This is a genomic window from Kitasatospora sp. NPDC048239, from assembly GCF_043202015.1.
Lineage (GTDB): Bacteria > Actinomycetota > Actinomycetes > Streptomycetales > Streptomycetaceae > Kitasatospora.
This window is the reverse complement of the sequence record NZ_JBICZP010000013.1, coordinates 19,766-44,167: the sequence shown is the minus strand read 5'-3', so window position 1 is coordinate 44,167 and position 24,402 is coordinate 19,766. Positions and strand designations below refer to the sequence as shown.

The 24,402-nt window shown below is 73.7% G+C and carries 17 protein-coding genes; 2 read left to right on the top strand and 15 right to left on the bottom strand.

The features are described 5' to 3' along the window. Positions 1 to 64: 64 nt before the first annotated feature. On the bottom strand, positions 65 to 1,984 hold the full coding sequence (locus ACGFZP_RS28960) for a protein kinase (protein ID WP_392938756.1): 1,920 nt from the start codon (positions 1,982 to 1,984) through the stop codon (positions 65 to 67). 429 nt (positions 1,985 to 2,413) lie between these two features. On the opposite strand from ACGFZP_RS28960, the gene ACGFZP_RS28955 reads away from it, so the two are divergent. Then, positions 2,414 to 5,272, top strand: a complete 2,859-nt coding sequence (locus tag ACGFZP_RS28955; protein ID WP_392938754.1) for an FtsK/SpoIIIE domain-containing protein — start codon at positions 2,414 to 2,416, stop codon at positions 5,270 to 5,272. Between the two features lie 70 nt (positions 5,273 to 5,342). On the opposite strand, the gene ACGFZP_RS28950 is transcribed toward ACGFZP_RS28955, so the two are convergent. The 14 genes from ACGFZP_RS28950 to ACGFZP_RS28885 form a co-directional block, all read right to left on the bottom strand. Next, complete coding sequence (locus tag ACGFZP_RS28950) at positions 5,343 to 6,422, bottom strand: CU044_5270 family protein (RefSeq protein ID WP_392938752.1); 1,080 nt, start codon at positions 6,420 to 6,422, stop codon at positions 5,343 to 5,345. Then, on the bottom strand, positions 6,419 to 7,051 hold the full coding sequence (locus ACGFZP_RS28945) for an RNA polymerase sigma factor (RefSeq protein WP_392938751.1): 633 nt from the start codon (positions 7,049 to 7,051) through the stop codon (positions 6,419 to 6,421). The genes ACGFZP_RS28950 and ACGFZP_RS28945 overlap by 4 nt, the downstream gene beginning before the upstream one ends. A gap of 105 nt (positions 7,052 to 7,156) precedes the next feature. Then, entirely contained in the window at positions 7,157 to 8,017 is an 861-nt protein-coding gene (locus ACGFZP_RS28940; RefSeq protein WP_392938749.1) for an enoyl-CoA hydratase/isomerase family protein, read from the bottom strand. Beyond that, complete coding sequence (locus ACGFZP_RS28935) at positions 8,014 to 9,285, bottom strand: cytochrome P450 (protein ID WP_392939011.1); 1,272 nt, start codon at positions 9,283 to 9,285, stop codon at positions 8,014 to 8,016. Before ACGFZP_RS28935 ends, ACGFZP_RS28940 begins: the two co-directional genes overlap by 4 nt. A 163-nt stretch (positions 9,286 to 9,448) precedes the next feature. Continuing rightward, the gene (locus ACGFZP_RS28930; RefSeq protein ID WP_392938747.1) at positions 9,449 to 10,849 is read right to left on the bottom strand and encodes a cytochrome P450; all 1,401 of its coding nucleotides are present in this window, start codon (positions 10,847 to 10,849) and stop codon (positions 9,449 to 9,451) included. Positions 10,850 to 10,914: 65 nt separating this feature from the next. After that, positions 10,915 to 11,505, bottom strand: a complete 591-nt coding sequence (locus ACGFZP_RS28925) for an ATP/GTP-binding protein (protein WP_392938745.1) — start codon at positions 11,503 to 11,505, stop codon at positions 10,915 to 10,917. Further along, a complete protein-coding gene (locus tag ACGFZP_RS28920; RefSeq protein WP_392938744.1) occupies positions 11,480 to 11,854 on the bottom strand; it encodes a DUF742 domain-containing protein in 375 nt (124 codons plus the stop codon). The genes ACGFZP_RS28925 and ACGFZP_RS28920 overlap by 26 nt, the downstream gene beginning before the upstream one ends. Continuing rightward, complete coding sequence (locus ACGFZP_RS28915) at positions 11,851 to 12,252, bottom strand: roadblock/LC7 domain-containing protein (RefSeq protein WP_392938743.1); 402 nt, start codon at positions 12,250 to 12,252, stop codon at positions 11,851 to 11,853. The genes ACGFZP_RS28920 and ACGFZP_RS28915 overlap by 4 nt, the downstream gene beginning before the upstream one ends. Next, a complete protein-coding gene (locus ACGFZP_RS28910) occupies positions 12,249 to 13,523 on the bottom strand; it encodes an ATP-binding protein (RefSeq protein ID WP_392938742.1) in 1,275 nt (424 codons plus the stop codon). The genes ACGFZP_RS28915 and ACGFZP_RS28910 overlap by 4 nt, the downstream gene beginning before the upstream one ends. Before the next feature lie 458 nt (positions 13,524 to 13,981). Next, positions 13,982 to 18,928 carry an NAD-glutamate dehydrogenase gene (locus tag ACGFZP_RS28905; RefSeq protein WP_392938741.1) on the bottom strand — a complete coding sequence of 1,649 codons (4,947 nt, stop codon included), beginning with the start codon at positions 18,926 to 18,928 and terminating at the stop codon, positions 13,982 to 13,984. 308 nt (positions 18,929 to 19,236) lie between these two features. Then, entirely contained in the window at positions 19,237 to 20,862 is a 1,626-nt protein-coding gene (pruA, locus tag ACGFZP_RS28900) for an L-glutamate gamma-semialdehyde dehydrogenase (protein ID WP_392939010.1), read from the bottom strand. 128 nt (positions 20,863 to 20,990) lie between these two features. Then, positions 20,991 to 21,647, bottom strand: coding sequence for an HAD family hydrolase (locus ACGFZP_RS28895; protein ID WP_392938739.1), 657 nt, complete (start codon positions 21,645 to 21,647; stop codon positions 20,991 to 20,993). 128 nt (positions 21,648 to 21,775) lie between these two features. Next, positions 21,776 to 22,285, bottom strand: coding sequence for a DUF6912 family protein (locus ACGFZP_RS28890; RefSeq protein WP_392938737.1), 510 nt, complete (start codon positions 22,283 to 22,285; stop codon positions 21,776 to 21,778). 91 nt (positions 22,286 to 22,376) lie between these two features. Then, entirely contained in the window at positions 22,377 to 23,492 is a 1,116-nt protein-coding gene (locus ACGFZP_RS28885; RefSeq protein ID WP_392938735.1) for a patatin-like phospholipase family protein, read from the bottom strand. A 360-nt stretch (positions 23,493 to 23,852) separates the two neighbouring features. Here ACGFZP_RS28885 and ACGFZP_RS28880 point away from each other — a divergent pair, with 360 nt between their 5' ends. Next, complete coding sequence (locus ACGFZP_RS28880) at positions 23,853 to 24,341, top strand: Rv3235 family protein (RefSeq protein WP_392938733.1); 489 nt, start codon at positions 23,853 to 23,855, stop codon at positions 24,339 to 24,341. The last annotated feature ends 61 nt before the right edge of the window (positions 24,342 to 24,402 follow it).

The window sequence follows — 24,402 nt, the reverse complement described above, 5'->3', positions numbered from 1 at the left end:
AATGTTGCCGTCAGCGCCGCGCGGTGGCCCCGGCGGCGGCCGGTGCGGTGCACCGGCCGCCGGCTCAGTTCTTCGAACTGCCGAAGACGCTGCTCACCCAGTCGCTCGCGCTGTTGAACCAGTCCTGGACGTTGGACCAGTACTGCGGCAGCGGTGTGAAGTTCCACAGCGCCACCGCGGCCACCGCGAGCACCAGCAGCACCATCAGGCAGCCCTTGAGGCAGCCGAGGCCCGGGATGTACATCCGGTTGCGGCTGCGCGGGCGCGGCTCGCGGGCGGGCGCGGGCTCTCGCCGGGCCGGCTCGCGCGGCGGCGCCTCCCGGCGCTGCGGGGGCTCGCGGTGCTGCGGTGCGGGCGGTTCGGCCCGGCGCGGGACGGCGGCCGGCGCGGGCGGCGGCGGGTAGCCGCCCTGAGGGCCGCCCTGGGGACCGCCCTGCGGCGGGGCCTGGCGGCCCTGCGGCGCGCCGTACCCGGGCGGCGGGGCCTGCTGGTAGCCGCGCTGCGGGGGCTGGTTGTAGCCGCCGGGGGGCTGCGGGCGGCCGCCGCCGGGCGGGGCCTGGTACGGCGGCGGGGCCACCGGCGGCCGCTGGGCGTAGCCGGGCGGCGGGGGCTGCTGCTGGTAGCCGCGCGGGGGCTGCTGCTGGGGGTACCCCTGCGGGGGCTGCTGCTGGTAGCCCTGCGGGCCCTGCGGACGGCCCTGGCCGCCCGCCTGGAACGGCGGCGGGGCGACCGGCGGGGCCTCGAAGTCCTCGGGGGCGAAGTAGCCGATCTCGGTCTGCTGGTTGCGGTCGCGGGCGGCCCGCAGCTGGGTCTGCCACGGGTGCGGCGCCTCCGGCTCCGGCGGGCCGGGCGGGGTGGGCGGCATCACCTGGGTGCGGTCGGCCGCGCCGAACGGGGCCGGCGGGGGCTGGGTGCCCATCAGTCGGGTGGCGGCCGCCGGGTCGTACTGGGCCTGGTCGAACTGGGCCTGGTCGTACGACGGGGCCTGGCCGCCGGTCGGCAGCACCTGGGTGCGGTCCTCGGTGCCCGGCGTGCCGGGCGGACCGGCAGCGCCCGGGACGGCGGTCGGCTGCGGGTCGGGCAGCAGCAGTGCGCCGACCGCGAGCGCCGCGTCCACCGCCGCCGGGGCGGCGTGCACGCCGACGCCCGCCGCGACCACCCGCAGCGCGTGCGCCAGCGAGACGGCGCTCGGGCGCTGCGCCGGGTCCTTGCGCAGGCAGCGCTCGATCACCGTCCAGAGCGGTTCGGGCAGGTTGGCCGGTCGCTGCGGCTCCTGGGCCAGGTGCGCCTGGAGGATCGCCAGCGGGCCGTCGCCCTGGAACGGCTGCCGCCCGGTGACCAGCTCGTACAGCATGATCCCGGCGCCGTAGACGTCCACGGCGGAGGTCTGCGGGCGGCCCTCGGCGGACTCGGGCGCGACGTACGCCGGGGTGCCGACGAACTCGTGGGTGCGGGTGATGCCCGGGGAGTCGGCGAGCCGGGCGATGCCGAAGTCGGTCAGCATCGGGTGCATCTGCTCGGTGCCGTCCACCAGGGTGGAGGCGAGCAGGACGTTGGCCGGCTTGAGGTCGCGGTGGACGACCCCGTCGGCGTGGCTGGCCGCCAGCGCGTCCGCGACCTGGGCCATCAGCAGGGCGCCCGCGATCGGGCTGAACGGGCCGTTGCCGCGCAGGTAGCGGGCCAGGTCCGGGCCCTCGATGAGGTCCATCACCAGGGCCAGCAGCTCGCCCTCGACGACCAGGTCGCGGACCTTGACGATGTTGGGGTGGGTCAGCCTCAGCAGCAGCGAGCGCTCCCGCAGGAAGCGCATCACCACGTCCGGGTCGGCCGCCAGCTCCTCCCGCAGCACCTTGATCGCCACCGACTGCCCCGGCTCGCTGCCCGGCACCGCGACGTCCGCACGCACCCGGCCGCGCCAGACGGTGCCGGTGGCCCCCCGGCCGAGGGTCTCCTCAAGCAGATACTTGCTGCCGACTGGCCGCACCTGTCGCACTCCTCGCCGTGCCGCCCGCGCGGGGCGCTCCTCCGCAGGTGCGGTGAGCCTGCCGGGCCCGTGTTCCGGCCACTCTAACGGTGACCGTTCAGGTTTTTGAGGCGACCGGCGAGGGCATCCGGACGGGTCCCGGGAAGTCCCCTAGGGGTCTTCCCGGAGGTCGGGGCCGAGCCGCCGCCCGGCGGCGGTTGACCTGACCCTCCGTCGCCTCCACCATGACCATGATCGCAAGATCGTCAAATCCGGTACCGTGCGCGGACTGTCCGTGACGGATGGCAGGATGACAGTCGCCACTCTTGTGGCCCAAGCTCGTCGCGGCTGCCCGCGGCGGCGTCGGCAGCGGCACGAGGCAGCGGCACCAGCTCCCCGGCTCCGGCCGGGGGTACCCCCAGAGCACCAGCAGAAGGGACCGCGGGCGAGATGCAGATCCGGCTGACCGTCCTCCGACCGCGCAGTGGCCCGGCAGTCGCCGGCTCCGCCATCCCCTACGTGGACGTCCTGGTCACCGCGCCCGTCGGCACCGCGCTCGGGTCCGTCGCGGGCGCCCTCGCGGGCGCCGTGGGCGTGCGCGGCCCGCGGGCCGCCACCCATGTGCACCTGTACGCCGGGGCGCACCGGGTGGACGAGCACACCCTGCTCGGCCACCCCCCGCTGCTCGACGGCGCCGTGCTGAGCCTCAACGAACCCGACCCGACCGCCGACGACCCCGACGACGGCCGGGCCGCCGCCGAACTGCGCGTGGTCGGCGGCCCCGACGCGGGCGGCGTGCACCGGCTGCACGGCCGGGAGATCCGGGTCGGGCGCTCCGGCGAGGCCGACGTCCCGCTGGACGACCCCGACGTCTCCCGGCTGCACCTCGCGCTGCACCTCACCGCCGACGGCCGGGTCGCCGTCCGCGACCTCGGCTCCACCAACGGCACCACCCTCGACGGCCGCTTCGTCCCGGCCGGACCGCCCGAGGAGGCCGTCCCGCTCGACGGCGGCGGCCTGCTGCGGATCGGCGAGTCCACCCTCCGGATCGGCCCGCCGGACGTCGCGGGCGGCCCCGGGGCGCCCGTCCGCACGGCGCTGCCCGACGGCCACGGCCACCTCCAGCTCGCCCCGCCCGCCCCCGGCCGGCCCGCGCCGCCCGCGGTCGAGCCGCCCGCCGCCCCCGAGCCGCCGGCCGGCCGCGGCCGCGGCCTGCTCTCGCTGCGCCTCGGCCGCGGCGCCACCGACTCCCCGGACGCCCAGGACAGCGCCGAGCGCCACCACGCCGCCGTCCGCACCCGGCAGGCCGCCGCCCAGCGCGAACGCTGGCCCGACCTCGCCACCCTGCTGCTGAACGCCCTCGGCCCGGGCCCGCGGCTCTGGGAGCGCGGCCCCGGCCACCCCGACGCGCTCACCCTGCGACTGGGCACCGCCGACCGTCCCGGCGGCGCCGGCACCTCGCCCGGCACGGTGCTGCCCGCCGTCCCCGTCACGCTCGACCTGCAGACCGCCGGCAGCCTCGGCCTCAGCGGCCCGCGCGAGCGCCTCGACGCCCTCGCCCGCGCGGTCGTCGCCCAGCTCGCCGCCCTGCACCCGCCGACCGGTCTCAGCCTGGTCGTGGTCGACGCCGACCCGGCGCGCCCCGCCCAGGACCGCGCCGACACCTGGGCCTGGGCCCTGTGGCTGCCGCACCTGCGCCCCGCCGAGGGCCAGGACTGCCGGCTCCTGCTCGGCCTCGACGACGAGCAGGCCACCGCCCGCCTGACCGAGCTGACCGCCCGGCTCAGCGGCCCGACCGGCCAGGGCGGCCACCCCGCCACCGTGGTCGTGGTCGACGGCCGGCCGCGCAGCGAGGCCGCCCGGCAGGCGCTGGACCTGCTGCTGCGCCAGGGCCCCGCCGTCGGCATCTTCCCGATCTGCCTCGCCGAGCAGCCCGAGCTGCTGCCGCGCGGCCTCGGCGCCACCGCCCTGATCACCGGCGAGGTCGGCACCCAGCTCTCCATCGACCGGCCCGTCGCACGCGGCCGCGAGACCCTCCACGAGGTGTCGCTGGACGCCGTCTCCGACGCCTGGGCCGAGCGGCTGGCCCGCGTCCTCGCCCCGCTGCGCGAGGCCGTCCCCGCGGCGCGCGGCCCGCTGCCCGACGCCCTTCGCCTGCTCGACCTGCTCCAGCTCGACACCGTCACCCCGGCCAAGCTCTCGGCCCGCTGGGACGCCCACGCCGGGGGGATCGGCGCCGCCACCGCCCTGCTCGGCACCACCCGCGACGAGCTCTGCACGCTGGACCTAGCCGACCCCGAGCTCACCCTGCCCTCCCCCGACCCGGGCGGCCCGCACCTGCTGATCGGCGGCGCGCGCGGCTCCGGCAAGACCGAGCTGCTGCGCACGCTGGTCGCCTCGCTGGCCGTCTCCGAGCGGCCCGAGCGGCTGACCGTGACCATCGTGGAGGGCCGCGTCCCGGACGGCGACGGCGGCCTGGACGGCTGTACCGAGCTGCCGCACGTCACGGCCCTGGTGAACGCCGCGGCCGACCCCCGGCAGGCACTGCTCACCGCCGAGTCGCTGGAGGACGAGCTGGCGCTGCGCGAGCGGCTCTTCGACGGGCTGGACTTCGCCTCCTGGCACGCGACGCGGATCCTCGACGACGAGCGCGGCGTGGACGCGGAGCGGGGCCTGGGCACCGAGCGGCCTGCCGTACCCGTGCCCGCCGTCGTCGGGGCGGGCGGCTCGACCCCCGTCGCCCGGATCATCCAGCCCCGCAGCGGTGACCGCCCCCGGCCCGCCGCCGCCCCCTCCCCCGCCGTCCCGGCCCGGCTGGTCGTCGTGGTGGACGACTACGACGCCCTGCTCGCCCCGAACTCCCCGGCCGGGCGGCCGCTCGCCCGCGCGCTGGCCGCGATCGCCCGCCGCGGCGGACCGCTCGGCGTCCACCTCGCCGTGGCCACCGGCCGCCCGGACGAGACGGCCGGCACCGAGGTGGACGAGGCCGCCCTGCTGCGGATCGCGCTGCGCACCGACGACCCGGCCGACTCCGACCTGCTGATCCACCTGGGAGACGCCTCCGCCCTCGCCGAGGACACCCCCGGCCGCGGGTACCTGAGGCTCCCCGACGGCGGTGTCACCGCCTTCCAGACGGCGCGGATCAGCGGTCGCATCCCGCGGACGGCGACGCTGCGGCCGACGGTCGTCGCGATAGACCCGCTGCAGCTCGGCGCCCCGCCGGCCCGCCGGCCGGTCCGCGAACTGGGCAACGGCCCGACGGACCTCGCCCTGCTCGCCAGCGCCCTGCAGCGCGCGGCCGGCCGCTGAGGCACCGGGCACCGAAACGGCTGTGGGGCCCGGTGCAAGCGGGCCCCACAGCTCTACTTCCCCGTGACGGTCAGGCGTTCTGCTGCTTCGTCTCGGCACCGGCCTGGTCCACGACCGTGCGGCCGAGCACCGCCGAGTGACCGATCACCGCGCCGGGCTTGCCCAGCTCGTTGCCCTCGCCGACCACGACCAGGCGCTCGCCGAGGAACTCGTGGCTCGCCGGGTCGAAGATCCACTCGGTGCGGGTGGTGCCGTCCACGTGCGCCACCGCCACACCGTGGCGGCCGGAGGCGTCCACCGAGTCGTCGACCACGGTGACCCCGGGGATCTTGGCGGCCGCCCGGTAGAGCGCGCTGCCGACCGCCGGCGGCGCCAGCTGCTCGCGCAGCAGGTCGCCGATGGTCGCGAAGGCCTCCTGGTCCGGGGTCCTGCCCTGGCCCTTGGTCTCCTCGTAGATCTTCTTCAGCAGCACGTCCGGGTCGGTCGGCAGCGCGGCCAGGTACTGGTAGGTCGGCGAGTGCAGGCTCTGCACGGTGGTCGGGTTGATCCACTCGCCGCCGTCGGTCCGCGGCGCCGGGCGCTTGTCACCCTCCTTGCGCGGCGCCGGCTCGGCAGGGCGCCCCTCCTCCTTGAGCACGCCCCACTGGCTGCCGTCCACCGAGAACCAGGTCTGCCGGCGGTGCGGCTTGTCGACGCCCGTCTCGCCGGTGGCCAGGTTGGTGCTGCTGAAGGCCACCAGGCTGTCGACGTAGACGTACTGCTGCTTGCCGGGCTTCGGGTCGGCCTTGCCGGCGGCAGTGTCCGCCACCTGGGTGAGCAGCTGGACGGCCGCCACCGGGGCGGCGTTCAGGGCGGCCCCGCCCTGGCCCTGCTGCTGGCCCTGCTGCTGCGCCTGCTGCTGCGCCGGGCGGACCTCGCCGCTCCCGCCGCTCAGCACCACGGCCAGCGCCAGACCGCCGGCGAGGGCGGGAACCGCCACCCACCCGAGTCGGCCGCGGCGGGCCCCGGCGGGCTTGCGCCCCTGAGCCTTCTGGTTCTGGATCTCGCTCATCAGATGTCCCCTCAACAGCCGGTGGCGGTCGGAGGAGAGCTCCGGCTTCGCCGGCGGCGGCAGCAGCCGGGCCAGCTCGGCACCCTCGTACTCGTTCATCGGTTCGTCTCCCGTGTCGACCGGGCCGCACCGGTGCGGCCAACCCGTACCTGTCCGCTCTCCGAGCGCGGTTCCCGCCCCTGGGCGAGTTCTTCCTCGGCCAGCGCGCGCAGCTTGGTGCGGGCGCGCGACAGCCGGGAGCGCACCGTGCCGATCGGCACTCCCAGGGCCTCGGCCGCGCTCGCGTAGTCCAGCCCCGCCCAGACGCAGAGGCCGAACACGTCCCGGTCCGCCTTGCGCAGCCGGCCCAGGGCCCGCCGGGCCGCCGCGAGCTGCGCGCTGTCGTCGAGCCTGCCGACCAGTTCGTCGGCGAAGTCCGGCACCACGTCGCGCTCGGGCATCCGGGCCATCGCCGCCCGGTGGCGCCGGGCCGCCCGGGCGGTGTTGCGCAGCACGTTGGCGGCGATCCCGAACAGCCAGGGCCGCACCGGCCCCTCGTCCTCCTCCCGGAGCTTGCCGCGTAGTCGCCAGGCCTCCAGGAAGGTCAGCTGGACGATGTCCTCGGCCACCGACCAGTCCCCCGACACCCGCACCGCGTACCGGTACAGGTCACCCGCAGCTTCGTCGAACAGCTCCCCGAACGCCCACTGGTCCCCACTCCTCAACCGGCCCCGCTGTGACAGTTCCACACCCCCACCTGTCCGCACCGGCCCACCGGGTTCCCGCGGACGGCACAACACGGCGGGCCCGCGTCCGGGAACGCGGGCCCGCCGGCCGGTCGGCGCCGCCCCTGCTCAGGAGGCCGGGGGCTGGAATGCGGCACGGGAGTACTGGGCGGCGGCGAGGACGGAGGCCATCAACTCGCCGTCGAGGGCCGAGGCCTCGGCCAGCCTGGTCGCCGCCGCGTGGGAGGAGAGCAGGGTCTTGGTGACCCGCAGGGCGGCCTCCGAGCGGCGGGTGATGGGCCTGGCCCACTCCTCCACCGCCGCGTCCAGGTCCTGCTCGGCGACGACGCGCTGCAGGATGGAGAGGCCCGCCGCCTCCACGGCGCCGACCGGCCGGCCGGTCAGGATGATCTCCCGGACCCGGGCCGCCCCGACCTCGTTGAGCAGCCGGGGCAGCAGGCCGCCGAAGGCGACGGGCAGGCCGAGGGCGAGTTCGGGCAGCCGGAAGACGGCGCTCTCCCCGCCGACCCGCAGGTCGCAGGCGAGGGCCAGGGCGAAGCCGGCCCCGGTCGCCCGGCCCTGGACCCGCGCGATCGTCACCGCGGGGCTGTCGGTCAGGGCCTCGCAGACCCGGCGGGCCTTGTTGCCGTAGCCCCGGATGCCGCCTCCGGTGGGGTCCTCGCCGAGCGCGGCGGCGAACTCCTCGCGGTCGCCGCCGAGGCAGAAGTCCGGGCCGGCGGCGGAGAGCACGATCACGCGTATGCCCGGATCCGGCTCGGCGATCACGGCGAGCAGTTCGTCCAGCATGGCCGTGGTGACGGCGTTGCCCGTGCCGGGGCTGTCCAACTGGACGTACAGCACCGGGCCCTGACGCTCGAAGCGGACCGTGCGCGGAGCGGCGGCCTGGACGGGGCCGGCCGGGGCGCACGGGAGGTACGAGGGGTGCTTGGTGTATTTGGGGTACTGCGGCGCGAGAGGAGTGACGTTCATGCCGCAACTCTCAGGGACGTCACCCGGTGGAAGACCATCCGGGGTGCGTACTCGGGCGCGCCCGCCGCCCGCAGGGTCGGGAAGCGCCGCAGCAGCTGCCCCATCAGGATGCGCGCCTCCAGCCGGGCCAGGCCCGCACCGAGGCAGTAGTGGGCGCCCCCGCCGAACGCGAGGTGGGTCCCTCTTCGGAGGATGTCGAAGGTGTGCGGGTCCGGGTTGCGGCGCGGATCGTGGTTGGCCGCGCCGTACATCACGTGGACCATGGTGTCCTTGGGGACGAGCACCCCGGAGAGCACGGTGTCCTCCCCCGCGACGCGGCTGTTCAGGCGGATCGGCGGGTCGTGGCGCAGCGCCTCCTCGATCGCGTCGTCGATGTGCTCCGGCCGGGCCCGCAGCCACTCCCAGGCGCCGGGCGACCGGAGCAGTGACCAGATGAGCGAGGAGAGCAGGGTCGCCGTGGTCTCCAGGGAGGCGATGGTGACGAACATGGTGAGCTGGTAGACGACCCGGTCGGTGGCCGCCGGGTCGGACTCCAGCGCGTCCCAGGTGCGGATCCAGCCGGAGATCACGTCCTCGCCCGGGTTCGCTCGGCGCTCTCGGACGAGGTCGGTGAAGTACCGGCGCAGGTCGGCGGTCGCCGCCTCGGAGACCGCCAACTCCTTCTTGGTCGGGAGGAGTTCCTGGGCGTGCACCTGGTTGTGGGTCATCTCCAGGATGTGCGCGTAGTCCTCCGGCGGGATGTCCAGCCAGCGCCCGACGGTGTTGATCGGCAGGCGTTCGCTGACCACGGCGGCCAGGTCCGCCTCGCCGTCCGCGCGTATTCGCTCGGCCAGCCGGTCGAGCAGGCCTGCGACGTCGGCCTCGATCCGCGGCGCCAGGTCCAGGAGGGTGTTCCGGTCGAAGAGGTTCCCCAGGCTGTGCCGCTGCCGGGTGTGCTCGGGGGCGTTGAGCCGGGAGAGGGTCCGGCTCATCTCCTGGGTGGCGACGGCGTGCCAGCGCTCCGTCTCGGTCTGCCGCTCCTGCCAGGCGAAGTCGGGGACGAGCCAGGTCCTGCCGCGCAGGACCTGGTTGCACGCCTCGAAACCGGTGACCAGGTACCCGCCCCAGGGCGCCGGGACGAGATCGCCCATCGCCCGGAGCTCGTCGTAGACCGGGGCCGGGTCGGCCAGGCCCTCCGCCGACCGCAGGCGCCGCAGAAGTGGCACCGCGGCGCGGCGGTCGACGGTTCCGGCCCGGGACTCCGGGTTCCCGGGGCGGGCTTCCAGCATGGCGGTCACACGGGGCTCCTTGCGCGCGGGCGGGCCGTACTGCGGCGACCTACCCCGCAGCAGCGCGCTCAAGCGTCAATTTGTGTTGCCCCCGTCACGTGCCACACGGCTGTCGCACTCCGTTCATCGCACGGATGTTGACCGGAGTGTGACAAGCCGCCGGTCAGAGCCGGAACACGTCCAGGAAGGAGCTCCACCACCCCTTCTGCTTGCCCGGGGCCCGGCCCGCGGCGGGTGCGGCGGCCTGCTGGTGCGGCGTCTCGGAGGCCGCGGGCGGCCAGGCGGCGGGCCCGGTGGGTCCGACCGGTCCGGCGCCGGCGGCCGGCGCCGAGGTACGGGCCGCCGTCGGGCTGAACCGCACCGGCAGCGAGACCAGTCCGCGCTGGAACGGGCCCGGCCGCCACTCCAGGCTCTCCGCGGGCGCCGCGAGCGTGACGTCCGGGAGCGCGTTGAGCAGGCACTCGATCGCGCTCAGCGCGATCAGCTGGGCCGGGGACTTGGCCGGGCAGGCGTGCGGGCCGGCGCCCCAGGCCAGATGGGCGCCCTTGCTGAGGGTCAGTCGGGCGTCCGTCAGCACGGGGTCGCTGTTGGCGGCCGCGAAGCTGATCAGCACCGGGCTGCCGGCGTCCATCGGGACCCCGCCCACCTCGACGTCCTGCATCGGGAAGTGCGTCGCGTAGTTGGCGATCGGCGGGTTGTTCCACAGCACGTCGTCGAGGGCGTCCTCGATCCGCAGGGCGCCGCCGTCCGCACCCTCCCGGGAGAGCAGCAGGAGCAGCGCGTTGCCTATCAGGTTGCGCTCGGGCTCGACGCCGGCGCCCATCAGCATGACCAGCTGGTCCTTGAGCTCCTCGTCCCGCAGGCCGGCCGGGTGCTGGATGAGCCACGAGGTGATGTCGTCGCCCGGCTGGCGGCGCTTCAGCGCGACCAGGTCCATCAGGCAGGAGGTCAGGTCCTCGTTGGCCTGCATCACGTCGAGGCCGTCGAAGAGCGCGGACATGCTGCGGGTCAGCCGGTCGCCGATGTCCGCCGGGCAGCCGAAGAGCTGGTTGAACAGCAGCAGCGGCAGCAGCTTGGCGTAGTCGTTGAGCAGGTCGGCCCGGCCCAGCGCGCTGAACTGGTCGATCAGGTAGCCGGCGATCCGCTCGACATGCCGGTTGAGCCGGTTGTCGTTGAGCCGGTCCAGGCTCTCGGTCACGGCCTTGCGCAGCCTCAGGTGCTCGGCGCCGTCCGTGAAGAGGCAGTTGGGCCGGTAGAACATCATCGGCAGGACCGGGCTGTCCAACGGCACCCGCCCCTCGTTCAGCGCCGCCCAGCGCCGGGAGTCCCGGGCGAACAGCCCCGGGTTCTGCAGCACCCGCAGGGCCGCCTCGTGCGAGGTGACCAGGGTGGCCTCCACGCCCGGGGACAACTCCACCGGCGCGGCCGGACCGTGGGCGCGCAGCTTGTCGTAGACCGCGCCGGGGTCGGACGAGAACGCCTCCCCGTAGAGCGGCGTGCTCCCCACGTGCATCGGGCAGCCCGGAGGAGGCGACTGCAGGGCAGGTCGCTGCGGAGATTCCATGGGTCGTTCCTTGGAAGTGGCCCCGGGCGGGTGCGGCCCCGGGAGGCGTGACGGGAAGGGGGAGGTCAGGAGGCGCGGGCGAGCAGGTGCCGGACGAGGGTCAGCAGGGCGTCGGCGGACGACCGCTGGTCCCGGGCGTCGCAGAACACCACCGGCGTGTGCGGCAGCAGGTCGAGCGCCTCGCGCAGCTCGTCCTCGGTGTAGTCGCTCTGCCGGTCGAAGCTGTTGACCGCCACGGCGTACTCCAGGCCGTACTGCTCGATCAGGTCGATGACGGGGAAGGTGTCCGAGAGGCGGGTCGGGTCGGCCAGCAGCAGCGCGCCCAGCGCCCCCCGCGCCATGTCCTCCCAGAGCTGCATGAACCGCTGCTGGCCGGGTGTGCCGAAGAGGTACAGCACCAGGTCGTCGCCGAGGGTCAGCCGGCCGAAGTCCAGGGCGACGGTCGTGGTCTTCTTGTCCGGTACCCCGCGGAGGTCGTCGACGCGGATGGAGGCCTGCGTCATCTCCTCCTCGGTGCTCAGCGGGGCGATCTCCGACAGGGCGCCGATCAGCGTGGTCTTGCCGACCGCGAAGTGCCCCACGACCAGGATCTTGACAGCGGTCGTCACCTCTCCCGGGACATAGATGTCCTCAGGCGAACCGGCGTTGAAGTCCATGCAGTACCTTCTCTAGAAGTCTCGGGTCCGGGGCCTGGGCCGGCGGCGGGGACGCCCGGCGCAGCAGCCGTCCCTCGCGGATCAGGTCCGTCAGCAGCAGCCGCACCACCCCCACCGGAAGTTCCAGACGGGCCGCGACCTCGGCCACCGAGAGGTAGCCGCCGGAACACAGCTCCCAGATCGCCTGGGTCTCCGGGCTCGACAGGGCAGGGAGTTCCTGCTCGGGAGCGGTGGTGACCAGGGTGATCAGGGAGAGGTCGTCCGCACTCGGTAACTCACGGCCACCGGTGATGACATAGGACCGGATGAAGCCGCCGGCCACCCGCTGCTCCTCGCCGGAAGCCGTCATGAGCCGCTGAACGTGCTCTGGCGCGGCGCCGCGGTCATCGCCCGGCCGAGTGCGCCCACCTGCTGCTGCATCCGGAAGGACATCGCCTCCATGTCGACGTCGGGGGCGGTGGAGGCCGCGAGGTAGGCACCGCTGCCGGCCGCGATCAGGAAGATCCAACCGTGGTCGTACTCCAGGAGGGTCTGGCGCCACATCCCGGCTCCGCCGCCGACGAACGGGGCGACCGCCCGGCTCAGCGACTGCATCGAGCTCATCGCCGCGGCGTTGGTCTCCGCGTCGTCCCGGCCGATCTCGCTGGACCGCTCGAGCAGCAGGCCGTCGGAGGAGACGAGGATGGCGTGCCGGGCACCCGGCACCTGAAGTACGTCGTTGAGCACCCAGGACAGATCAGGGCTCACTGGATCTCGGTTCCTTCCGTGGTCATGGTGTTGCGCCCGGACAGCGTGCCGCGCTGGAACGCGCCGAGACGGGACGCCGTGTTCTGGCCGGTGCTCCGCACCGGCTCCTCGACGCGATCGGTGCCCTGCGGGTGCGGGACTACCGAGACGGTGCGCTGGCGGCGGCGCCTGGGCAGCCGGCCGTCCGCGGTCGTCTCCATCTCCATCGCCGCCTCCGCTTGCGCCAGGACCGGGGCCAGGACGGCCGGCTCCGGCTCGGGCAGCGACATGAGCCGCTGGCCGGGTGCCTGTGCCAGGACCGGCACGGGCTGTTCCACGGGCTCAACCGGGTAGTCGCCGCGCTCGGCGGCCACCGGGGGCGCGACCTCGCTGCTGAGCAGCGCGGTCGGCAGGAGGATCACGGCCCGCACACCGCCGTACGGGGAGACCGAGTCGACGGAGACCCGGAAGCCGTAGCGGGCGGCCAGCATGCCGGAGACGGCGAAGCCGAACTTGGGGGGGTTGCCCAGACTCGTGAGGCTGATCGGCGCCCCCGGGTTCAGGAGCGCGGCCGCGCGGTCCTTCTCCTCCTGGCCCATGCCGAGACCGGCGTCGTCGATGATCAGGCAGACCCCGGTGGGGACGGCCTGGACGCTGATCTCCACCGGGGTGTCCGGCGCGGAGTAGTTGGTGGCGTTGGCCAGCAGCTCGGACAGCACGACGGCGACCGGCTCGACGACCTTGCTGGCGAGCGAGACGCTGACCCGGGAGTGGATCCTGACCCGGTCGAAGTGGCGGATCCGGCCCTGGGCGCTGCGCGCCACGTCGTAGACCGAGGCGACGCTCTCCCGGCGGCCCAGCCAGCCGCCGCAGAGCACCGCGATGCCCTGGGCGCGCCGGCCGAACTGGCTGTTCGTGTGGTCGATCATCATCAGGTCGGCCAGGATCTGCGGGCTGTCGCCGTACTTCCGCTGGATCTTGTCGATGACGATCTGCTGCTCGTCGGCCAGGCCCTGCAGCGTTCGCATCGCCGCCTTGAGGACCGCTTTGGTGTCCTCCTCCCCGTCCCGGCGCACCTCTGCCAGGACGGCGGCGTGCTGGCTCTGCAGCCGTGCGTTCAGCGCTCCGAGGTCGTCGCGCTGACGCTGCGCCAAGGCGGCCGCCTCCTCCAGGGAAACGTTCCTCCGGCGCAGGGCGAGGTTCGTCCTACGGGCTTGGAGGGCTGCTCCGAGGGCTGCGAGCATCACCACGATAAAGACCCAGAAAAAGGGTTCCTGCACAAATGACGTCATGAAACTCTCTTCAGGTGGCATCGCGTCAGGAACAGATCCGGGCCGCCCTGCGCGAACGGGACTGGCGGCCCAAACCTCTCCGAAAGACACCTGTCGTTCCATCACGTCGGTGGAGCTCTCGGCACGAGAACCTGCGGCAACGCCTATCGCGGAGTCAGCCTACTGCAACTCTTGGCATGTCAGAACAGTTGCCAACCAGGGCAGTTGTGGCAAAACTCCACGACCCGCCGATGACTCTGGGCGGGAATGGCGGAGTTTGTGACTCGGCGTTAACCCACACCTCACACGAAGGCCACACATCTCTCGCCGCATAGCGTCACCGCACAATCACGCTGCGGAATAAGGCGTTCTCCGGGGCCTGCCGGGAGGGGCCCGCGGACGAACCGCCCCGGAACGCGCAACGGCGGGCCCGCGTCCGAGGACGCGAGCCCGCCGTTGCCGACCGGCCAAGCCTGGTGTCAGCGCATCGAACCCGTGCGGAGCAGGGTGCGGATGACGCGCATCGCGACGGAGAGACTGGACAGCTCGTAGTTGTCCGAACCCCTTATGTCGTCGAGGGTGCTCTTCGCCCGGTTCAGCAGGGTGGCGTTGAGCTCGGCCCAGGCGGTGTAGCGCTCCTCGGGCGTCGCCCCCTCGGGGCCGCAGACCAGGATGTCGGCGGTCAGCGCCGCGTGGGCCGCGAAGAGGTCCTCGCGGATGGCCGCGCGGGCCATCGAGGACCAGCGGTCGGTGCGGGGCAGCTCGATGATGCGGTCGAGCAGGTGGGTGATCTGCAGCCGGTCGGCGAGGTCGTAGTACAGCTCGGCGACGTCGGCGACGTCCTTGCCGCCCCGGTCCGCGACCTCGGTGATGTCCAGGGTCGGGAAGGTGGAGGACAGACCCGCGATCCGGGTGGCCAGGGCCTCCGGGACACCGGCCTCGGCCAGCTCCCCGTAGACCGCCTCGAACCACGCCAGGTCCTCGCCGCGCAGCGGCTTGGGCAGCGAGCCCCAGACCTGGTGGACCCGGTCGTGGAAGAACTCGATGGTGGCGGCGATGTCGAGCGGCTGGCGGCGGTTGTTGAGCATCCACCGGGTGGCGCGCTCGACCAGCCGGCGCGAGTGCAGCCGCATCTTGGTCTGGGCCCGGGCCGAGACCTGGTTGTCCAGGGCCGCGATCTCGGTCCAGATGTCCTCCAGGCCGAAGACGGCCCGGGCGGCGGTGTGCGTACGGGCGATCTCCTCGTACGTGGCGCCGGTCTCCTCCTTCAGCCGGAAGGCGAAGGTGCAGCCACCGCGGTTGATCGTGTCGTTGACGATCAGCGTGGTGATGATCTCGCGGCGCAGGGCGTGGTTGTCGATCGCCTCGGCGAACCGGGCCCGCAGCGCGCTCGGGAAGTACTCGTGCAGCGCGGTGCGGAAGAACGGGTCGTCGGGCAGCTCGGTGGCGAGCAGCTCGTCGGCCAGGGTGATCTTGGTGTAGGCCAGCAGCACCGACAGCTCGGGCTGCGAGAGGCCGCGCCCGTTCTGCTGGCGCTCGCGGATCTGCCGCTCGGTGGGCAGGAACTCCAGCGCCCGGTCGAGCCGGCCGTCGCGCTCCAGGCGGTTGATCATCCGGGAGTGGACGTTGACCATGCTGACGGCCTGCGCGACCGCGTTGGCCAGCACCACGTTCTGCGCGTAGTTGTTGCGCAGCACCAGGTGGCCGACCTCGTCGGTCATCTCGGCCAGCAGGGCGTTGCGCTGCTTGACCGTCATGTCGCCGTCGGCGACGACCTGGTTGAGCAGGATCTTGATGTTGACCTCGTGGTCCGAGGTGTCCACACCGGCCGAGTTGTCGATGGCGTCGGTGTTGATCCAGCCGCCGGTGCCCTCGGGACCGCCGGTGGCGGCGTACTCGATGCGGCCGAGCTGGGTGCAGCCGAGGTTGCCACCCTCGCCGACGACCCGGGCGCGGACCTGCTCGCCGTTGACGCGGATCGCGTCGTTGGCCTTGTCGCCGACCTCGGCGTTGGTCTCGGTCGAGGCCTTGATGTAGGTGCCGATGCCGCCGTTCCAGAACAGGTCGACGGGCGCCTGCAGGATGGCCTTCATCAGCTCGGCCGGGGTGAGCCGGGACTCCTCGATGCCCAGCGCGGCCCGGACCTGCGGGCTGAGCTGGATCGACTTGGCGCTGCGCGGGAAGACGCCGCCGCCCGCCGAGATCAGCGACTTGTCGTAGTCGTCCCAGGAGCTGCGCGGCACGTCGAACAGCCGGCGGCGCTCGGCGAACGAGGTGGCCGCGTCCGGGTTCGGGTCGAGGAAGATGTGCCGGTGGTCGAAGGCGGCGACCAGGCGGATGTGCTCGCTGAGCAGCATGCCGTTGCCGAAGACGTCACCGGACATGTCGCCGATGCCGACGACGCTGAAGTCCTCGGTCTGGGTGTCGTGGCCCAGCTCGCGGAAGTTGCGCTTGACCGACTCCCAGGCGCCGCGGGCGGTGATGCCCATGCCCTTGTGGTCGTAGCCGGCCGAGCCGCCGGAGGCGAAGGCGTCGCCCAGCCAGAAGCCGTAGGACTCGGCGACACCGTTGGCGATGTCGGAGAAGGTCGCGGTGCCCTTGTCTGCGGCGACGACCAGGTAGGTGTCGTCCTCGTCGTGGCGGACCACGTCCGCGGGGTGGACGACCTCGCCGCCCTTGAGGTTGTCGGTGATGTCCAGCAGCGCCGAGATGAACGTCTTGTAGGACGAGATGCCCTCGGCCAGCCAGGCGTCCCGGTCCACCGACGGGTCCGGCAGCTGCTTGGCGACGAAGCCGCCCTTGGCGCCGACCGGGACGATGACGGTGTTCTTCACCATCTGGGCCTTGACCAGGCCGAGGATCTCGGTCCGGAAGTCCTCGCGGCGGTCGGACCAGCGCAGGCCGCCTCGGGCGACCTTGCCGAAGCGCAGGTGCACGCCCTCGACCTGCGGCGAGTACACCCAGATCTCGAACGCCGGGCGCGGGGCCGGCAGGTCCGGGATGGCCTTCGGGTCGAACTTCATCGACACGTAGGAGTGCCACTCGCCGTCGACCGCGTGCTGGAAGAAGTTCGTCCGCAGGGTGGCCTTGATGAGGTGCAGGAAGGAGCGCAGGATACGGTCCTCGTCCAGCGAGGCGACCTCGTCCAGCGCGCCGGACAGCTCCTCGACGATGCCCTCGGTCAGCTCGGCGGCACCCAGCTGGTGGCTGGGGCTCAGCCGGGCCTCGAAGAGGTTCACCAGCAGGCGGGTGGTGTGGGTGTTGTTGCGGAGCGCGTCCTCCATGTAGTCCTGGGAGAACGTGGAGCCCGCCTGGCGCAGGTACTTGGCGTACGAGCGCAGCATCATCGCCTGGCGCCAGGTCAGCCCGGCGGTCAGCACCAGCTCGTTGAAGCCGTCGTTCTCGGCCTTGCCGGTCCAGGTGGCGGCGAAGGTCTCCTGGAAGCGCTCGCGCGCCTCGTCGGTCAGCTCGACGGCCTCGCGCAGCCGCAGGCCGAAGTCGTAGACCCAGGCGGTGGTCTGGTCCGAGCGGGTCAGCGCGTACGGGTGCTCGTCGAGCACCTCGACGCCCAGCCGCTGGAGGACCGGCAGGACCTCGGTGAGCGAGATCGGGCCGCCGACCCGGTAGATCTTGAAGCGGCGCTCGTCGTCGCCCGCGCCGACCGGCTGGTACAGGTTCAGGCGGAAGTCGCCCTCGCCGTGCAGCGCCTCGATCTGCTTGAGATCGGCGACGGCGGTGCGTGCGGTGAAGTCCGCGCGGTAGCCGTCGGGGAAGGCGTTGCCGTACTTGCGGGACAGCTCGGCGGCCCGCTCCTCGCCCAGCTCCAGGTGCAGCTGGTCGTTGAAGCCGTCCATCCAGAACCGGGCGGCCTCGGCGAGCTTTCCCTCGATCCGCTCGATCTCGGCGTCCGTCAGGTGCGGCAGTTCGCTGCCGGGGGTGACCCGGACGACGAAGTGCAGTCGGGTCAGGACGGACTCCGTCGACCAGACCGTGTAGTCGATGGAGGCGCCGTTGAGCTCCTGCATCAGGATGTCCATCAGGCGCAGCCGGATGCGGGTGGTGTAGCGGTCGCGCGGCAGGTAGACCAGCGCGGAGAAGTAGCGCCCGTACTCGTCCTGGCGCAGGAACAGCCGCAGTCGGCGGCGCTCCTGGAGGTAGAGCACGCTGGTGGCGATCTGGAGCAGCTCGGTGGCCGGGGTCTGGAAGATCTCGTCCCGGGGGAAGGTCTCCAGGATCTGCAGCAGGTCGCGGCCGTCGTGGCTCTCGGTGGAGAAGCCGGAGCTGGCGATGACGTCCTGGACCTTGCGGCGCACCACCGGGATGCGGCTGACCGACTCGGTGTACGCGGCGGCGGAGAACAGGCCGAGGAAGCGGCGCTCGCCGATCACCTCGCCGTTGGCGTCGAACTTCTTCACGCCGACGTAGTCGAGGTAGGCCGGGCGGTGCACGGTGGAGCGGCTGTTGGCCTTGGTGAGGACGAGCAGCTTCTTCTCGTGGGCCTTGGCGCGCACCGGCGCGGAGAGCCGGCCGAAGGCCTCGCTGACCGGGTGGTGGTCGTCGTCGTGGCTGAGCGGGTCGGAGCGCAGGATGCCGAGGCCGGTGCCGGCCACCGCTCTCAGGACCTCCTCGCCCTCGTGCTCGACCAGGTCGTACTCGCGGTACCCGAGGAAGGTGAACTTGTCGTCGGCGAGCCAGCGCATCAGCTCCCAGGCCTCGCCGACCTCCTGCTCGGGCAGGTGGGCCGGGGGCTCCTCGGCGAGCTCGTCGGCCAGGCGCAGGGCGGAGTCGCGCATCTTCGACCAGTCCTCGACGACCTCGCGGACGTCGCCCAGGACCCGGCGCAGGTCGGCCTCGATCGAGCGGAGGTCCTCGCGGTCGGTCTCGCGGTCGATCTCGACGTGCATCCACGACTCGACCACGGCGTCGGCGGGCCACTCGGCACCGGCCGCCTGGCTGCGGGCGCAGGCGTCGATGTCCAGGATCTCCAGCAGCTTGCCGGTGATGTCACGGCGGACGACCAGCTGGGGGTGGATCACGACGTGGATCGCGCGGTCCTGGCGGGACAGCTCGTTGGTGACCGAGTCGACCAGGAACGGCATGTCGTCGGTGACGACCTCGACCACGGTGTGGCCGCAGGACCAGCCGTTCTCCTCCACCGACGGGGTGTACACCCGGACCTCGGCGGTGCCCTGCGGGCGCTTGAGGCCGAGCCGGTAGTGGGAGGCGGCCGCGCCGTAGACGTCGACCGCGTCGCGGTCGACCAGGTCCTCGGGCGCGGTGTGGAGGTAGTAGTGGTGCAGGTACGCGGTCAGAGCGCCGTTGCTCAGACCCTCCCCCGGCGCCGCTCCCCCCACCTGGCTGTTCTCAGCGGCTGCTGCTGCCTTCTTGAGCAGCTCGGCCTTGGCTGCGTCCAGCTTGGTCTGCATGACTTCTTGGCTCCTGTCGCGCGCCGTTGCGTGACTCGGTGGTGTGTGGGTGTACACCGCCGGGTCTACCGCAATCCTTCCCGACCGACCGGCTGAAAGGCCTTCATGGCACGCATGAAACACCTCTACAGCGGGTAGGACGAGACGTTCGGCCTGCGGAGCCACCCGACGACGCCAGCCAGCCTAACGGGATCAATCGAAGGTGTCAGGGGACAGGGAGGCGCAAACCCGCAGGAAGATCCGTCCGTCCTGGACACGATGTCCAATCCACCTCGCCGTTTGCGCCATCAGCCGAATCCCCTGGTGCTTCAGCCCATGTGGGGGTAGGTGTGACCGGTCGGCGGCACGAAGGTCTCCTTGATCGAGCGGGCCGAGGTCCACCGCAGCAGGTTCTGCGCGGCGCCCGCCTTGTCGTTGGTCCCGGAGGCCCGGCCGCCGCCGAAGGGCTGCTGGCCGACCACCGCGCCGGTCGGCTTGTCGTTGATGTAGAAGTTGCCCGCGGTGAAGCGCAGCGCCTCCACCGCCTGGGCGATGGCGTAGCGGTCCGTGGCGATCACCGCCCCGGTCAGGCCGTACGGCGCGCCGGAGTCCACCCGGCCGAGCACGTCGTCCCAGCGGCCGTCCTCGTAGACGTGCACGGCGAGGATCGGCCCGAAGTACTCGGTGCGGAACATCTCGTTGCGGTGGTCGGAGGAGACCAGCACGGTCGGCCGGACGAACCAGCCGATCGCGTCGTCGTACTGGCCGCCGGCCGCCAGCTCCACCGTCGGGTCGGCCTTGGCCCGCTCGATGGCGTCGCGGTTCTTCTCGAAGGCCCGCCGGTCGATCAGCGCGCCCATGAAGTTGGACAGGTCGGTGACGTCGCCGACGGCCAGCGCGTCCACCTCGGCCAGCAGGTCGTCCTTGATCTTCTGCCAGAGGCTGCGGGGCAGGTAGGCGCGGGAGAGCGCCGAGCACTTCTGCCCCTGGTACTCGAAGGCGCCCCGGATCAGCGCGGTCCGCAGGATCTCCGGGTCGGCCGAGCGGTGGGCGAGCAGGAAGTCCTTGCCGCCGGTCTCGCCGACGATCCGCGGGTACGTCCGGTAGGTGCCGATGGCGGCGCCGACGCTCTGCCAGAGCGACTGGAAGGTCGCGGTGGAGCCGGTGAAGTGCAGACCGGCGAGAGCCGGGTCGGCGAGCGCGACCGGGGAGACCTGCAGCCCGTCGCCGGTCACCATGTTGATCACCCCGGGCGGCAGCCCGGCGGCCTCCAGCAGCCGCATCAGGTGGTACGCGGCCAGCGTCTGGGTCGGGGCGGGCTTCCAGACCACGGTGTTGCCCATCAGGGCGGGGGCGGTCGGCAGGTTGCCGGCGATGGCGGTGAAGTTGAACGGGGTGACCGCGTAGACGAAGCCCTCCAGCGGGCGGTGGTCGGTGCGGTTCCACACCCCCGGCGAGGAGACCGGCTGCTCGGCCAGGATCTGCCGGGCGAAGTGCACGTTCCACCGCCAGAAGTCGATCAGCTCGCAGGCGGAGTCGATCTCGGCCTGCTGCGCGGTCTTCGACTGGCCCAGCATGGTGGCCGCGTTGAGCGTCTCCCGCCAGGGCCCGGCGAGCAGGTCCGCGGCCCGCAGGAAGACCGCCGCCCGGTCGTCGAAGGAGAGCGCGCGCCACTCCCGCCCGGCGGCGAGCGCCGCGTCCACCGCGAGCCGGGCGTCCTCCCGGGTGGCGTTGCCGAGCACCCCGAGCCGGGCCGCGTGGTGGTGCGGCTGGACGACGTCGATCCGCTCGCCGCCGCCGAACCGCTGCTCGCCGGCGATGGTCATCGGCAGCGGGATCTGCTCGGCGGCCAGCTCGTCCAGCCTCCGCACCAGCCGGGCCCGCTCCGGGCTGCCCGGTGCGTAGTCGTGCACCGGCTCGTTGCCCGGGTTCGGGACCTGGGTGACTGCGTCGATGGGCATGGCGGCTCCCCGCTCGTCGTACTGGCTGGTGTCAATCCAGACTGACGAGGGCGGACCGGTTCACGCGCTCTGACACGCCATCACCGGACGTGGTTCGCACCACGCCCGCGCGGCCCCTCCGCTCAGTCGGCCAGCCGGCCGGCCAGCTCCACCGCCTCCGCCAGGCTGTCCACCACGGGGACGCCGACGGGCTCCAGCTTCTCCCGGGTGTGCGAGCCACCGGTGTACAGCACCGCGTGCGCACCCGCGGCCAGCGCCGCCAGCGCGTCGTCCGCGGCGTCGCCGATCAGCACCGTGCGGGCCGGGTCCACATGCTCCCCGAGGGCGGCCAGGTGCCTGCTCAGGTGCTCCGCCTTCTGGCCGCCGGACGGCCCGCTGCGGCCGTCCACCCGCAGGAAGTGCGAGGTCAGGCCGAACCCCTCGACCACCGGCAGCAGCTTCTCGTGCTCGTACATCGACAGCAGCGACTGGCTGTGCCCGGCCTGGCCCCAGCCGCTCAGCAGCTGCGCCGCGCCGTCGGTCAGCCCGCAGGCGACGCTCAGCTCGACGTACCGGTCGTGGAACGCGTCGTCCAGCCGCAGCCACTCGGCCTCGGAGGGCATCCGGCCGAGCAGCCGCTGGTAGAAGCGGGGGATCGGGATCTCGTACTGCTCGCGGTACTCCTGCATGGTCATCGGCGCTACGCCGATGGTCGCGAACGCGGCGTTGCTCGCTCCGAGCACCGCCTCCATGTCGTGGAAGAGCGTGCCGTTCCAGTCCCAGACGATATGAGTGCGCACGCAGGGAACGGTAACCCCGGCCACCGACAAGGCGGTAGGACGGGGCTCACCAGGGGCCCGCCGAGGACCTGTGCCACGGGCCCACCGGATGGCCGCCGAAGGCCCCGGCAGGCCCCTCCGGGCCCGGTTCAGGCCAGCAGGGCGGGGATCTCCTGGGTCGCGAACCAGAGCAGGTCGTGGTCCTCGGCGCCGTCCACGGCGAACTGGGCGTCCTGGTCGCCCGCGTCCGCCGCCCCGACGGCCGCCACCGCCGCCGCGACGTCCTCGACGACCTCCTGGTCGGCCACGTCGGCGTGCACCGCCGCCGCCTTCGCCAGCCGCACCGGCCCGGCCAGCACCACCCGGCCGAGCGAGGCCTGGTCCTGGTACTCGTCGCCCGGGAACGGCTGCACGGCCGAGTCGGCGACGTCCAGCGCCACCACGACCCGGCGGCGCGGCGCGTCCTGGTCGGCGGCCAGCAGCCGCAGCGAGGACTGGGCGGCCCGGTTCAGCGCCGCGTACTCCAGCTCCTCCAGGTCGTCGCTGACGTACCACTCGCGCAGCGCGGGGGTCACGGCGTAGGCCGCCGACTGCTCCAGGGCACCGCCCGGGTGCGCCGCCGCCAGGCCGTTCAGGGTGGTTGGCACGTACACGCGCATCGGTGGCACTCTCCGGTTCGTCCAGCGGCACAGGCTTCCAGCGCCCCCAGAATAAGCGCCGGGACGCCACCCGTGATCACCTGCTCACCGCTCACCCCGGCCCGGCCGCCGCCGCCCCGGGCCGCCGGGCGTCCTCCAGGGCGGCCCGGCTGGTGCACAGCGCGCTCTCCAGTACCGCGCCCCGGCGGGCCGGGTCCATCAGGTTCGGACCCATCGCCGCCAGGTCCTCCAGGGTCGGCGCGAGCAGGTGCACCCGGACCCCGCTGTCCCGCAGCAGCCGGGCCTCGCGCAGCAGCTGCCTGGTCACCGCCCGGCGGTAGCGGCTGACCAGCTGGGCGAGCACCCCGCGCGGGCGGTCCCGGGCGCGCCACTCGCGCAGCGCCGCGAGGGTGCCGCGGCCGGGGCCCGCCGACGGCTCGGGCGCCCCGGCCCGGGAGCGCGGCCGCAGCCGCAGCGCCATCGGGGCGAGGACGTACACCTCGTCCAGGCCGCGCCCGAGCATCAGGTCCGCGTTGGTGGCCGACCAGCAGCCGCCGTCCACGTACGCGGAGCCGTCCACCCGCACCGGCGCGAACCAGCCGGGGATCGCACAGGAGGCCATCACCGCCTCGGCGACCCCGGCGGGCGGTGTGTCCGGATCCCCGAAGACCACCCGGTGGCCGCTGCGGTAGTCCACCGCCGCGACCCGCAGGGCCTGCCAGGGGCCGGCCTGCGGGGCCGGGTCGAACAGCGCGCCGACCAGCTCGCCGACCGATGCGAGCGAGCCCCGGCCGTGCGGTGCCATCGCCGACACCATGGTCAGCAGCGGGTACTCGCGCGGGTGCCGGACGGCGTCCCGCAGCAGGCCCGGCGAGCCGATCCCGGCCCGCGGGCGCGGCGGCAGCGCGCCGCCGACCGCCGTGTCGTAGTCGAACTCCACCCCGGCCAGCGGGCCGGCGGTGATCGGCAGGCCGCGCTGGTGGTCGCGCAACTGCTCGGCGCGCACCCCGCCGGCCAGCATCGCGCCGAGGATCGCGCCCGCCGACGTCCCGAGGACCACCTCGGCGCTGCCCGGCTGCCAGCCGACCGCCTCCTCGACGGCGCACAGCGCGCCGACCGTCCAGGCCGCGCCCAGCATGCCGCCGCCGCCCAGCACCAGGCCGCGCCGGGGCGCGCCCGCGGCGGGCGGCGCCGCGCTGCCCTCACCCGTCGAAACCTGTGTCGCCATCGCCGGCCGCCTGTCGTCCTCGGGCGCTGCTGTCGGCGCCTGCGCGTGCTTCTCCCCGGGGGCCCCGGTCCGGCTCCGATCGTGCGCGCCGACCCGGGGCGGGCGCAACGCCGCGCGGGCGGCCGCCACCCGGACCGACGCACCGGCCCGTCCCCTTTCGGGCCCCGGGGCCCGCCCGCAGACGTCAACCGGGCGCCCTTCCGGCCGGGCCGACGACCCGCCCCCGTACTGGGCGGTTCACCCGGATAGGTGAAACAGCGGGCCGCCCGCCAACCGGCCGCAAAGCCGATTGCCGCCCCGCGCGAGCCACCGCTACCAAGGACCCGACCGCACCCGGCCACACCGTCGAGGAGATCCGCCATGGTCCACGGCCCGAGCGCCCAGCCCCACCCGCAGCCCCACCCGCACCGCGTCCGGGCCCCGGGCCGTACCGTCGCGGGCAGCGCCCGCACCGGGCACCACCCGCCGGCCGACCGCGGTCCGCGCCACCCCCGCGCCGCCTGCGCCGCCGCGTCCGGCCAGGAGGCGCGCACCGGTCTTACCACCCGCTTCGCGCACCAGCTGGTCGAGGTGCTCACCGGCGCCCGGCCGTCCGGCCAGCTGATGCGCCACACCACCCTGGACGGCTACGGCCAGCTCGCCGCGCTGGTCCGCTGCGGCACCCTGCGGCGCGGCGGGGCCGCCGACCGGCCCCGGCTGGGCCCGGTGCACGACCGCTCGCCCTCCCCCGACGCGGTCGAGGCGTGCGTCCGGGTCGACCTCGGCCGCCGGCACCACATGGTGGCCTTCCGGCTGGAGCAGCGCGGACCGGCCGGGCAGTGGCAGTGCACCGCCGTGGAGGCCCGGTGAGCGCCCGGACGCCCGCCCGGGCGCTCCCGGGAACGCCGCAGGGCGCCACCCCCGTACGGGA